9 protein-coding genes and 1 pseudogene are annotated in these 12,793 nt (G+C 73.8%); 4 read left to right on the top strand and 6 right to left on the bottom strand.

Features of this window, described 5'->3' with window-relative positions; translation table 11 throughout:
- Window positions 1-10 precede the first annotated feature (10 nt).
- Window positions 11-964: a pyridoxamine 5'-phosphate oxidase family protein gene (locus tag H4W80_RS29375; protein ID WP_192788045.1), complete on the bottom strand. Its 954-nt coding sequence runs from the start codon at window positions 962-964 to the stop codon at window positions 11-13.
- Between the two features lie 115 nt (window positions 965-1,079).
- Here H4W80_RS29375 and H4W80_RS29380 point away from each other — a divergent pair, with 115 nt between their 5' ends.
- Window positions 1,080-1,781, top strand: a complete 702-nt coding sequence (locus tag H4W80_RS29380) for a hemerythrin domain-containing protein (RefSeq protein WP_192788046.1) — start codon at window positions 1,080-1,082, stop codon at window positions 1,779-1,781.
- Here the strand turns inward: H4W80_RS29380 and H4W80_RS29385 are convergent.
- Together H4W80_RS29385 and H4W80_RS29390 are read right to left on the bottom strand one after the other, a co-directional pair.
- On the bottom strand, window positions 1,766-5,011 hold the full coding sequence (locus H4W80_RS29385; RefSeq protein ID WP_192788047.1) for an ATP-binding protein: 3,246 nt from the start codon (window positions 5,009-5,011) through the stop codon (window positions 1,766-1,768). The genes H4W80_RS29380 and H4W80_RS29385 overlap by 16 nt on opposite strands.
- Window positions 5,012-5,905: 894 nt before the next feature.
- On the bottom strand, window positions 5,906-6,328 hold the full coding sequence (locus H4W80_RS29390) for a DUF6292 family protein (protein ID WP_318787114.1): 423 nt from the start codon (window positions 6,326-6,328) through the stop codon (window positions 5,906-5,908).
- Between the two features lie 139 nt (window positions 6,329-6,467).
- On the opposite strand from H4W80_RS29390, the gene H4W80_RS62890 reads away from it, so the two are divergent.
- Together H4W80_RS62890 and H4W80_RS29395 are read left to right on the top strand one after the other, a co-directional pair.
- The gene (locus H4W80_RS62890; protein WP_264086010.1) at window positions 6,468-6,593 is read left to right on the top strand and encodes a hypothetical protein; all 126 of its coding nucleotides are present in this window, start codon (window positions 6,468-6,470) and stop codon (window positions 6,591-6,593) included.
- Window positions 6,594-6,603: 10 nt separating this feature from the next.
- Entirely contained in the window at window positions 6,604-7,035 is a 432-nt protein-coding gene (locus H4W80_RS29395) for a DUF2269 family protein (protein ID WP_192788049.1), read from the top strand.
- A gap of 70 nt (window positions 7,036-7,105) precedes the next feature.
- On the opposite strand, the gene H4W80_RS29400 is transcribed toward H4W80_RS29395, so the two are convergent.
- Both H4W80_RS29400 and H4W80_RS29405 read right to left on the bottom strand, forming a co-directional pair.
- The gene (locus tag H4W80_RS29400; RefSeq protein WP_192788050.1) at window positions 7,106-8,245 is read right to left on the bottom strand and encodes a cystathionine gamma-synthase; all 1,140 of its coding nucleotides are present in this window, start codon (window positions 8,243-8,245) and stop codon (window positions 7,106-7,108) included.
- Window positions 8,246-8,367: 122 nt separating this feature from the next.
- Window positions 8,368-8,556: a hypothetical protein gene (locus H4W80_RS29405; protein ID WP_192788051.1), complete on the bottom strand. Its 189-nt coding sequence runs from the start codon at window positions 8,554-8,556 to the stop codon at window positions 8,368-8,370.
- A 513-nt stretch (window positions 8,557-9,069) separates the two neighbouring features.
- Here H4W80_RS29405 and H4W80_RS64285 point away from each other — a divergent pair.
- Window positions 9,070-9,771 (top strand): annotated as a pseudogene (locus H4W80_RS64285) (sensor histidine kinase); the annotation flags it as partial.
- Here the strand turns inward: H4W80_RS64285 and H4W80_RS29410 are convergent.
- On the bottom strand, window positions 9,694-12,792 hold the full coding sequence (locus H4W80_RS29410) for an ATP-binding protein (RefSeq protein WP_318787115.1): 3,099 nt from the start codon (window positions 12,790-12,792) through the stop codon (window positions 9,694-9,696). The pseudogene H4W80_RS64285 and the gene H4W80_RS29410 overlap by 78 nt on opposite strands.
- Between the last annotated feature and the right edge of the window lies 1 nt (window position 12,793).

The following is a 12,793-nucleotide window of genomic DNA, read 5'->3' on the forward strand; positions in this document are numbered from 1 at the left end:
TCGCGGCGCGTTACGGATGATCCGCCTGTCTGCGGACTCGAGGCACCTGCTGGGCGCGGCGGGCGGCCTCGGCCCGGAGCTGGCGCCTCAGCTGCCTGCCGTGGCCGAGGAAGGAACGGGTCCGCAGGCGGCGATCCTCGGGCAGGCTCCAGTCGGGCAGCGCGCGGTCGATCGCGACGGTGAGCCGGTCGTCCCCGTGGGCGGTGGCGGTGCCGAGCAGCACGACGTTCTCCTGCCAGCGCATGCCGGGATCGTGCCGGTGGAAGGTCAGGCAGACCGGTCCGGGCACAGCGGCCACACCGGCGGGCAGGTGCAGCTCGTACCCGGTCGTGGTGCGGGAGAAGGCACGCGCGGGCACGGTCACGGGCCGGCCGTCCGCCACCGTCGAGACGATCGGCCGGCCCAGGTCGCGGGCCCGGCGGGCGTACGGGCGCCAGTCGGCGGGCGGTGAGGAGCGACCGGGAAGGCGGGGCCCCGACGGGGCCGGGTCCGAGGCGGGGGCCGTGGTGCCGGGCGGGCAGGTCCAGGTCAGCGGGTCGCGGGTCAGGTCGCCGCCCGGCCACCAGGTGATCCGCTCTGGGGTCACCTCGATGTAGATCCGCGCGAAATACCAGGTCAGGCGCTTGACCAGAAACCACGGCAGCCCCGCGAAGGCGTCCGGGATCTTGGCCCGGGACTCGCGGACGTACCGGTCGGTGTTGGCCTGCAGATCGGCGTCGCGGACGGTGGCGCGGCCCTGCACCAGCACCACCGGATCGCCCTCGAACAGCAGCGCGACGCGCGGATCGCGGCGCGCCCGCTCGGCTTTGCCGGGATAGGTCAGGCCGGTGCTGACGTCGATGGTGCCGCGGGCCCCGGTGTAGGGGGTGACAGGCCAGGTGACGGGCCGCCCGTCGCGGGTGAGCGAGGTGTAGGCGCACACCACGGAGCTCCGGAACGTCGTGGTGGGGAGCGTGAGGGTCATGCCCGCGCACGCTAATGACGGTGTCTTGGGCCGTTCTTGGAGCCGACCTTCAAGAGCCGCCCAAGACCGGGAGGTCACGATGACGGCACCCTGACAAACCGGAAGGAGCACGACCATGCGCACCACCGCACCCCCGAACCTGCCGCAGATCTCGCTGCCCGGCCAGGCCGCCGCCGCGCCGGGGCCGCTCGACATGACCAACATGTACCTGGCGCACTACGGCTTCCGCCGCGACCTCGGCCACCTGATCACCGCGATCGGCCGGATCCGCCTCGGCGACCGCCGGCGCATCACCGCCCTGCGCGAGCACCACGCGTGGGTGCTGTTCGTGCTGCACCACCACCACACCGCCGAGGACGAGACGGTCTGGCCGCGGCTGCGGGAGCGGGCGCCGCAGGCGATCGGGACGATCGACGCGCTGGAGGCCGAGCACGAGGCCTGCGACCACTGGATCCGCGAGAGCACCGACGCCTTCCAGGCGTTCGGCACCGGCCCGTCCGAGCAGCGGCGCGAGCGGCTCATGACCGCCCTGCGCGCGCTGGCCGACACCCTCGGCGCGCACCTGGCGCACGAGGAGACCGACGGAATCCCGCTGATGATGGCCCACATCACGCCGGAGGAGGACGCGGAGGGGCACAAGACGATCAGGAAGCAGTACGGTCTCCGCAAGCTGATCACGCTGCTCGGCTGGATCACGTCCGAGCTGCCCGCCGAGGTCGAGGCCCACCTGCGCAGGACCTCGCCCAGGCCGATGGTGCTGCTCAGCACCCTGGCCGGCGGTCGCTACCGGCGGCGCGCGGCCTACCTGTGGGGGTGAGCCAGCTCCCGTTCCACGCCCTCGGCGTGCTCGGCGTGCCGCCGCGCCGCCTCGGTGTCGCCCAGGGCCTCGGCCAGCTGCGCCAGTGACCGGCTGACCGGCCACATCAGCATGCTCAGCCCCGCGATCCCCATGCGGTCGCCGTACGCGGACGCCTCCTCGTACAGGTCGGCGCAGGCCTGCCGGTCGCCCAGCCCGGCCCAGATCTCGCAGCGGACGACCAGCCAGAACAGGTAGACGAACGTGCGCGGGATCGGTGATTGCCGCTCCCACGGCCCGAGCACCCGCCGCGCCTCCTCCAGCCGGCCGCTGACCATCAGGTAGTGGGCGAGCCCGTCCCGGTTGAACTGGTCGAGCTGGTCGTGCGAGATGTCCCCCGGCGGCGGCACCGCGTCCGCCGCCCCGCGGCGCAGGCGCATGAGCGCGACCTGGTACGTGGCGCCGGCCGTGGTGGTCTCCACGCCCCACATCGAGGTGGCGCGCTGTTCAGCGGCGGTGACCGCGAGGAGCGACTCGGCCGCCTCCAGGTCGCCGCGGTGGAGGATGACGCCGAGGCGCAGCCAGTCCAGGATGATCCGCAGATACGGCATGTGCGTACGGCCGATCAGCCGCTCCGCCTCGGCCAGCACGTCCAGGGCCTCCGGCACCCGGCACAGCTCCAGCAGCGTGCCGCCCTGGCAGGTGAGCCCGATCGTGCGCAGCTCGTCGTCGCCCGCCTCCAGCCCGGCGCGGGCCATCTCCTCCCCCGCCTCCAGCCGCTGACGCACCGAGTCCGGGTCGAGCATCGCGTAGTAGCGGGCGAACAGCACCCGGCCCAGCAGCGTCGCGTCGTTCTCCTGGCGGGCCAGCCGCGCCGCCTCGGCGCTCCACCGGTCCCGCTCCGCGGGGTCGGACCCCGGCAGGTAGTACGCCTGGAGCGCCAGGCAGGCCAGCACCCGGGCCCGGGCCGGCGGCTCCAGCCCTTCGTCGGCGGCCAGCTCCCGCAGGTCCGCCAGCAGCTCGGCGTCGTAGTCGCCGTAGACCTTCCAGGGTTGCAGGATGCGGCCGCCGTACCCGGTCGCGGCCTCGATCCAGCGCCGCCGGTCGCCCTCCTGCTTGGCCAGGCGGCGGATCCGCGTCAGCTCGGCCTCCTGGCCCACCGAATCGCCCGCCCCGAACTTGGCCTCGGCCAGCGCGAACAGCAGGTCCATACGCTCCGCCGGGCCCAGCTCGGGGTCGTCCTCGGCCACCCGGCCGGCCCGCTCCAGCAGCTCGACGGCCACGTCGTACGCGCGCAGCCGCTTGGCCTCCTCGGCGGCCCGCCACGCCGCCCGCCAGGCCCGCGCGGTGTGGCCCGCGGGAATCGCCTGGAACCAGTGGTGGGCGGCGGTGGCCAGCCGGTCGGAGGCCGAGCCGCCAATCCGTGACTCGATCGCGGCGGCCACGGCGGCGTGCAGCCGCGCCCTCCGCAGCACCGGCACCACCTCGGTGAGCGCCTCCTGCACCAGCGCGTGCACGAACCGGAACCGGCCCGGCCGCCCCTCCGCGACCAGGGCGGCGGCCAGGGCCGGCTCCAGCCGGTCCAGCGCCGCGTCCAGGTCGAGCCCGGCGGCCTCGGCCACGACCGTCACGTCGAACTCCCGCCCTGCCACCGCCGCCACCCGCAACAGCTCGGCGGACGGCTCGGGCAGCCGGTTCACCCGGCCGAGCACGACGTCCCGCACGCCCAGCGGCAGCGTGCCGCGGCCCGGCGATCCGGCTCCGAGGTAACGCATCAGCTCCGTGACGAAGAACGGATTACCGTTCGTGCGGTCCCTGAGCGCCCGCACGTCCGTACCCGCCGGGGTCAGCTCGGCCAGGTCGGAGGCCGAAAGGCCGGACAACGGCAGCCGCACCGCCTGCCGGCGCGACAGCGCCTCGAACGCCTCGGCCAGCGCGCCCTGCGGCGGCGGCCAGTCGCGTGCCGTGCCCACCACGGCCAGCCTGCCGTCCAGCACGTACTCGGCCAGGTAGCCCAGCAGCCGCAGCGAGGACCGGTCCGCCCAGTGCAGGTCGTCCAGCACCACCAGCACCGGCCGCCGGCCCGCGGTCAGCGCGCGTGCCGCCGCTCCGTACGTGCGGAACCTCGCGCCCTCGGGGTCGGTCCCGGTCGCGGAGCCGACTCCTGGCAGGTTCGCGCGCACGTCGGCGGGCAGTGGCGGCAGCGTGTCGGCCAGCCGTTCCAGCACCGTCACCCACGGCCAGAACGCCGGCGCGCCCTCCGTCGCCGCGCACCGCCCCACCGCGACCGTGAACCCCCTGGCCCGGGCCCGGCTCACGAGCTCCTCGGCCAGCCGCGTCTTGCCGATCCCCGGCTCCCCGGTGATCAGCGAGAACCCCGTCCGCCCCGCCGCCGCCGCTTCCAGCAGCCCGTCCAGCGCGGCCAGCTCGTCCTGCCGGCCCGTGATCCCCCGCTCCGCCACCCGCGGCTCGGGCGGCGGTGGCGGCCGGTGGGGGAACAGCGTTGGCGATTGGTCGAGGATGTCGCGTTCCAGCGCGCGCAACTCCTCGCCCGGGTCGATGCCAAGCTCCTCGGCCAGGATCCGGCGGGCCGTGCGCAGCGTCTCCAGGGCTTCACCCTGGCGGCCGCTCCGGTAGAGCGCCAGCGCCCGCAGCGCCCACAGCCGCTCGCGCAGGGGGTGCTCGAAGGTCAGGGCCTCCAGCTCGCCCAGCAACTCGCCGTGGCGGTCCTGCTGGATGACCGCGCTCACCCGCAGCTCGCGGGCCCGCTCCCGGGCCTCGGTGAGCCGCACCCGGACGGCGGTCACGTACGCCTGATCGTCCAGCTCCTGGTACGGCTCGCCGCGCCACAGCGCCAGCGCCTCACCCGCCAGCCGCTCCGCCTCGGCGGGCCCGGCCGCCTGCTCGGCCTGCCCGACCAGGCGCAGGAACCGCGTCGAGTCCACCTGCTCCGGATCGATCGCCAGCGTGTAACCCACCGGCCCGAACGTCAGCAACCGGCTCTGCGCCCTGGCCCGGCGACCGGGCTCCAGCAGGCGGCGCAGGTTGGAGACGTACGCGTGCAGCGACGCCATCACCTCGGCCGGCGGCTCCTCGCCCCACAACCGGTCGATCAACGCACTCGGGGCCACCGGCCGGCCCTCCGCCAGCACCAGCACGCTCACCAGCGCCCGCATCTTCAGCGAGCCGATCTGACACGACCGCCCGTCGTCGCCGACGACCTCCAGCGGGCCCAGCACACGGATGTCCACAGCCCTACCACTCTCACGAAGTCGCCTGATCTTACGACAAAGGTGGAGGCTGGGGTGGTTCACTGCGGCGCCGACTGCCGATCGCGGGCTCAGGAGCGTCCCCCTGAGGTGCTCAGGTCGCGCCTGCCTGGCGATCGGGGTGTTCCACATTCAGGGAGTGCGCGGGCGATGGTGAAGGCCGACGCCGATCGCGGTGCGGGCGTTGGCCACGACCTGGGCGATCTGTCGGCGCGCCCATCCCGCGAAGGCCCGCCCAGTTGGGCGTCAGCGCGTGTCGGCGGCTTTGGTGAGATCGAACTCGCCGTGACGCACACCTCGAAGGAAGGCGTCCCACTCTGTGGACGAGAAGGTGTGATGGTGAGGCGGGTCCGTGGGTGGTACGTCTGGGATCGCCTACAGGACACCGTGTGCGAGACATGCGAGCGGCTGGCCATGGCGACGCGGCGGTGAATGGCGAGGCTCAAGAGCAGGGCCTCCGCTTCCCCACCGATGTCCCTGACATGGCGGCCCGCCTCGTGAAGTCCACTCACCGCGGCCCGCCGATCTGGCCAGGCCCGACGGTGCACGGATGGACGAGCTGGACCGCAATCCGACCTCGCCGTTGTCCAGACGGCCGGCGAGGTGCCTGCTCAGCCGGTAGGGCGGGCTCCAGCAGGTTGATTACCCAATCGGTCAACGGGTGGGGAGAGCGGCCTTACCCACCAGGCCGGCATCGGGCGTGGCGCTTCCAGGATGACGCCACGACCAGACGGTAACCGGCCGGCCGCCGGCGGTCCGGGGGTCGGGAGACCCCCGGCAAGGGGGCTCGGGGGAGCTTGGCTCCCCCGTCAGGGGAGCCCGTAGCCGCATCCGCGCGAAGCGCGCCCACCTGGCGAAGGCCCGTGCAGTTGGGGGTCAGGCGTCGATGAGGCGGGAGTAGAAGTCGAGGGCCACGTCGAAGCCGTCGTGGCAGTTGCGGTGGGATCGGTAGCAGGGTCGCCAGGCCGAGCTGGCGCCGACTCCCGCCCTGGCGTCGCTGAGGGCCGAGGGGACGCGTTCCGGTTTGGGGAGGAGGCCGTGGCCCAGGTAGCGGATGCCGGTCAGCTCGGTGTGGGCCCCGCGGCCGCCCGAGACGAACGTGCCCAGGCGCCAGCCGCTCTCCTCGTCCCAGACCAGCGCGGCCCCGTCCGCGAGCTTCAGCGTCGCGTCACGCGGATCGCAGGGGCCCTCCCACCAGTCCGCCACCTCAGGTCCCAGTACGCCGATGACCTGCCGCACATAGCTGGTCGGCTGCTGCAGCCACTCGTCGGAGTACGGCTTGACGTGCCTGATGGCCACGGACGGCACCCCCTTGTGCCCTATCGGTAAGAAAAAAATGACAGGGACCAACCATACCCGGGCCGAACTTATTCCGTTGCACAGCCGTCTAGTCATTACGGACGATATTCGGGTCGGATTCGGGGAAGGAGGGGTGCCCATGATAGCCACGGTTCTGCTCATCGTCCTGATGCTCGTCGCCGTCGCGGCCACAGAAATGATCATGTGGTGCTCCATGAAGAGCGAAGAGAGTGTCGAGTCCACTGGCGAGATCGCCGGGGACTAGTCTCTCGGGCATGTCGTCCCTGCTTCTCTGGCTGCACATCGCCTTCGCGATCTTCACCATCGGCCCGGTCACCGCCGCGACGATGTCCGCGCCGCGCGTCATCCGCACCAAGAACGTGCCCGCGCTGCAGGTCATCCAGCGCATGACGAGGATCTACAGCCTTGGCGCCCTGGGCGTGTTCGTGTTCGGGGTGGCGCTCGGCGTGGTGCTCGGCGGCGGGCTGCTCGGCAAGTGGTACATGACGGCCTCGATGACGCTGTTCATCGTGGCCGCCGTGCTGCTCGTCATCATCGACCGCGACCTGCGCACCGCCCTGCGGGCGCTCTCCAGCGAGAGCGCCGAGGACGACGCGAAGGTGCAGATCGGGAGGATCGCCGCGATCAGCGGGGTCGTGTCCGTGATCTGGCTGGTGATCCTGTTCCTGATGGTGGTCCCCGGCTGATCGTGGTCCCTGGCTGAGGCCACGGACAGCCGCTCCGGTGTGCGCCTGGGTGAGATCGGCGGGCAGCCGATCAGGCGAGCGCCTGGGTGAGGTCCGCGAGCAGGTCGTCGATGGTCTCGATGCCGACCGACAGCCGCACCAGGTCGGCGGGCACCTCCAGCGGCGATCCGGCCGCCGAGGCGTGCGTCATCCTGCCCGGGTGCTCGATCAGCGACTCCACCCCGCCCAGGGACTCCCCCAGGGTGAAGAGCTTCGCCCGGTTGCACACCTCCACGGCCTCCGCCTCGCCCCCGGCGACGCGGAACGACACCATGCCCCCGAACCGCCGCATCTGCTTGGCCGCCACCTCGTGCCCCGAGTGGTCGGGCAGCCCCGGGTAGAGGACCTGGGTCACCCGCGGGTGCGCGAGCAGCAGGTCGACGACGCGTTCGGCGTTGTCGCAGTGGCGGTCCATGCGTACGCCCAGGGTCTTGAGCCCGCGCAGCGTCAGCCACGCGTCGAACGGCCCGGCCACCGCGCCCATCGCGTTCTGGTGGTAGGCCAGCTCCTCCCCGAGCCCGCGGTCGACGGTCACCAGCGCCCCGCCGACCACGTCGGAGTGGCCGCCCACGTACTTGGTGGTCGAGTGGACGACGACGTCGGCCCCCAGCTGGAGCGGCTGCTGCAAGTAGGGCGAGGCGAAGGTGTTGTCCACCACCAGCAGCGAGCCGTTGTCGTGGGCGAGCTGCGCCAGCGCGGCGATGTCGGCGACGCCGAGCAACGGGTTGGTGGGCGTCTCGACCCAGACGACCTTGGTCTTCTGCGTCATCGCCGCGGCGACGGCGTCGAGGTCGTGCAGCGGGACCGGGTCGTAGTGCAGGTCCCAGCGCTGGTGCACCTTGGCGAACAGCCGGTAGGTGCCGCCGTACGCGTCGTTCGGGATGATGACGTGGTCCTGCGGCTTGCACACCGTGCGCAGCAGGGTGTCCTCGGCGGCCAGCCCCGAGGCGAACGCCAGCCCGCGCACGCCGCCCTCCACCGCGGCCAGCGCCTCTTCGAGCGCGGTCCTGGTGGGGTTGGCCGAACGGCTGTACTCATATCCGGAACGCAGACCGCCCACGCCGTCCTGCTTGTAGGTGGAGGTCGCGTAAATCGGCGGCACCACCGCACCCGTCGCGGGGTCGGGCTCCTGACCTGCGTGGATGGCCAGCGTCTCAAAACCGTTGCTCATACACGCCACGTTAATGGAAGTCGGCCCGCGATCCGTCCCCTCCGGATCGCGGGCCGCTCGCGGGCACCGTCCCCCAACGGCCCCCGCGGTGGCTCGCGCACCATGCCCGCGCGAGCCGGGCCTCAGGCCGCCCTGGACTCGTGGTCCTCCGAGCGAGGCCGGAGCCGTACGACGTCCGCCTCGATGAACCGGCCGCTGCCGCCCTGCGCGGGCTCCCCGTTGATGCGGGAGAGCAGCACCGGGTCGGCCAGCGCGAGCAGCACCCCCACCAGCAGCCCGGCACCCAGCAGCACGAATCCGATGGCAACCATTTCCTGTCCCCTTCCGACATCTCCCAGCATCGGCGACACCCCATGGCTCCCGCCTCCACTGAAGGATTGGTCTCCGGCCATCCGTCTCGGCCGAACGGTTGATACGAGATGTCCGACTTCCGGCCTAGGCTCGAAGCCGTGGTGGAGAGCAAGCGCATCGTGTACTGGATCCGGCGGCTGAGCGAGATCGCGATGCTCGGCTGGCTGGGCATGATGCTGCTGCTCGACCTCGTGCTGGCCGGCGTCACCGGAGGCGTCCAGTGGCTCGTGCCCTTCTGCGGCGCGGCCGGCATCGCGGCCGTGGTGCTGCGGCGCCGCCACCGGATCGAGGGGTTCAGCATCATGCTGGCCCTGTCGTTCAGCGTGTCGATCGTCATCGGCAGCAGCGAGCTGAGGGGCGCGCCCGGCATGGCGGAGACGGGATCGCTGCTCATCCTGATCATCGGCGTGCTGCGGCACGTGGAGCCGGTGCGGCGGGCGGCGGTGCTCGCGTGCGTGGGCCTGATCGTGCTGATGGCCGAGGCCGTCGGGCGACAGTACGACAATTCGGGGCTGGCGTTCTCGTTCCTGCTGTTCGCGGGGTGGTCGGCGGCGGCCGGGGCCGGCGGTTACCTCCGCTTCCAGCAGGAGCGCCGCACCGAGGCCGTCCATTCGGTACGGCGGGCCGAACGCCTCGAACTCGCCAGGGAGCTGCACGACCTGGTCGCCCACTACATCACGGGCATCGTGGTCCAGGCCCAGGCCGCGCGCACGGTCGCCGAGACCAAGCCGGAGGCGGTGGCGCCCGCGCTCGACGCGATCGCCACGGCCGGGTCGGAGGCGCTGACCTCGATGCGGCGCATGGTCACCGTGCTGCGCACGGAGGACGAGGCGGGCCGCAAACCCGGCGTCACGCTGGCCGACCTGCGGATGCTGGCCGAGCGCTTCTCCGCCGACGGGCCGAAGGTGGCGTTCGAGATCGGGCAGGGGCTGGACGATCGCACGCTGCCGCCCGAGGTCATGACCACCCTGCACCGGGTGCTCCAGGAGTCGCTGACCAACATCCGCAAGCACGCCTCCCGTACCGCGTGGGTCGAGGCCGGTCTGCGGCGCTTCGAGAAGGTGGTGGTGCTGCGGGTGCGCAACTTCGGGTCGGGGTCAGATCCGAAGGTGTCGCGCCTCGGCGGCGGGTTCGGGCTGGTCGGGATGGCCGAGCGGGTGGAGGCGCTGGGCGGCAGGCTCTACGCGGGCCCGTCCGCCGAGGGCGCCTGGGAGGTCGTCGCCGAGTTCCCCCTCCCGTAGGGCCCGCTCGTACGCCTCGCCGCCCAGGACGGCCCGCAGCCGCCCGCCGATCCGCTCCACGTCCAGCCGCTCGCCCGCCGGCAGGGGCGCCCCCGCCGCCGCCCGCATGGCCGTGGCCGCCCCGATCAGCCTGGCCGCCTCGACGGGGCTGCCCTCCCGATCCAGCGACAGGGCTCCCGCCAGGCCCTCGAGCGCCAGCGCGACCGCCCGGGGATCGCCGCTCGCCCGCGCGGCCTCGTACCCCTCGCGGTGCCTGGCCAGCGCGAGCGCCGCGGCTCCGCGCTGCTCGGCCGCGAAGCCCAGCTCCGCCATCACGAACGCGATCCCGGGCGTCCCCCGCACCTGCCGCAGCCAGTCGAGCAGGGACAGCAGGTACGACTCCGCCTCCTCGTACCTGCCCTGCCGCCGGGCGCTCAGAGCCAGGCCGAGCACGGCGTTCTCCTCGGCGGACTTGTACGACTGCTCGACCGCCAGCCGCCTGGCGCGCTCGTGGTGGTCGTCGGCCCGCGCGTAGTCGCCGGACAACATCGCGATCCGGCCCAGCGCCGCCACCTTGAACGACACCTCGAACCCCAGCTCCTCCGCCAGCCGCAGCGCCTCCTCCCGCAGCCGGGCGGCCCTGGCGTAGTCGCCGCGGATCTCCGCCGCCCGGTCGAGCACGTCCATGGCCTCGATCTGGCCCCACTCGTCCCCGAGCTCCCTGAAGATCGCCAGGCCCCGCTCGCCGTCGCGTTCCATCGCGGCCAGGTCGGCCCGGCCGACGGCCAGCTTCCCGCGCAGGCAGAGCGCCGCCGCCATGCCCCATCGATCGCCCAGCTCCCGGTAGGCCGCCAGCGCCCGCTCCGCCGCCACCTCGTGCGCCCGCCGGTCACCGTAGGCCCACTGGACGTGGCTCAGGAACCAGTCGGCCAGCGCCGCGCCCGCCGGGTCCAGCTCGGCCCGCCGGACCGGCGCGGCGGGCTCGCCGATCAGCAGCTCGATCCCGGCCAGCCAGACCGACGCCCGCGCCGCCTCCGCCCCGGAGGCGGCGTGCGTCCCCAAAGCCGCCGACAGGGCCGCCGACAGGGAGCGGCGGGCCTCGCGCAGGCGCCCGCGCAGGAACCAGTACCAGGCCAGGGCGTTGACCAGGCGCAGCGGCTCCGGTCCCGCGAGGGCGAGTCGCAGGTTGGCGCTCTCGGCGTCGAGCCGGGCGAGCCACTCCCGCTGCCCGGGCCCCTTGAGGTCTGCCCGTTCGGCCAGGGCCGTGTAGTGGCGGGCGTGGCGCTCCCTGATCGCGTCGTACTCGCCCGCCTCGCGCAGCCGCTCCACGCAGTACGCCGTCACGGACTCCAGCAGGCGGTAGCGCGGCCCCGCCACGCGCACCACCAGCGACCGGTCCACCAGCCTGGCCACGGTGTCGAGCACGTCCACGCCGGGCTCGGCGCACACCTCCTCGGCCGCGTCCAGCGTGCAGCCGTCGGCGTGCACGGCCAGCCGCCGCAGCACGACGCGCTCGGGTTCGCTCAGCAGCTCCCAGCTCCAGTCGATCATCGCCCGGAGCGTGCGCTGCCGCGCCGGCGCGTCCCGCATGCCCGCGCTGAGCAGCCTGAACCGGTCGTCCAGCCGGTCGGCCAGCTCCCGCACCCCGAGGGCGCGCACGCGGGTGGCGGCCAGTTCGAGCGCCAGCGGGATGCCGTCCAGACGCCGGCAGATGGTGGCCACGGTCTCGCTCGGCGGGACGTTCGCCCGGGCCGTGAAGAGCCGCACGGCCTCGGGTCCGGGCAGGGGCGGCACCACGCGTACGGACTCGCCCGTCACGCCCAGCGGCTCCTGGCTCGTCGCCAGCACGCGCAGCCCCGGGGCGGCGCGCAGGAGGGCGGCGACCAGCTCGGCCGCCTGCTCCACCAGGTGCTCGCAGTTGTCGAGGACGAGCAGCATGCGCTTGCCCGCCAGCGCCCCGGCCAGCCTGGGCGCGAGCGGGGCGGCGTCGTCGTCGCGCACGCCGAGCACGGCCGCGACCGCCTCGGCGGCCTCGGCCGCCCCCGCCAGCTCGGCCAGCCACACCCCGTCGGGGAAGTCGGGCCCAGCGTCGGCGGCGGCGGCCAGGGCGAGCCGGGTCTTGCCGACGCCGCCCGGCCCGGTGAGCGTCACCAGGCGGGAGGCGGCCAGCAGCGCACGGACCTCGGCCAGCTCCCCCTCCCGGCCGATCAGGTCGGTGAGGGGCGCGGGCAGGTTGGTCGCGGGCGCCACCGGGGAGGCGGGCGCCAGGCCGGGGTCCTGGCGCAGGATGGCCTGGTGGAGGCCGGCCAGCGCCGGTGACGGGTCGAGCCCCAGGTCCTCCCCCAGCCGCCCGCGCAGGCTCTCGTAGGCGGCCAGGGCCTCGCTCTGCCGCCCGCCCCGGTAGAGCGCCGTCATGTGGGCGGCGACCAGCCGTTCGCGCAGCGGGTGGCGGGCCACCAGGTCGCCCAGGTCCACGGGTTCGCCGAGCTCCAGGCGTATCTCCGCCTGCTCCTCCAGCGCCGTGAGGCGCGTCTCCTCCAGGCGCGCGGCCTCCGGGAGCGCGAAGGCGGCGTCGGCGAAGTCGGCGTACGCGGGCCCGCGCCACAGCGCCAGCGCCTGCTCCAGCTCGGCCGCGCGCGTGCGGGGGTCAGGGGAGCGGCGCTCCACGAGGGAGCGGAACCGCCGGGCGTCGCAGTCGTGGGCGGCCAGCCGGTAGCCGGCGGGCCCGTGTACGACCAGGCCGGGGTCGCCGAGGGCGCGGCGCAGCTGGGAGACGCGGGCCTGGAGGGTGCCGACCGGGTTGCGGCCGGGCGCGGCGCCCCAGAGGTCGTCGATCAGCCGGTCCACCGAGACCGGCCCGCCCCCGTTCGCCAGCAGGTCGGCCAGGAGCGCGCGTACTTTGGGCTCGGCCACCGGGACGGGCCTGCCGTCCTCGGCCCGGACCTCCAGCGGCCCCAGCACCCCGAATCGCACCACG

Source organism: Nonomuraea angiospora (assembly GCF_014873145.1).
GTDB lineage: Bacteria > Actinomycetota > Actinomycetes > Streptosporangiales > Streptosporangiaceae > Nonomuraea > Nonomuraea angiospora.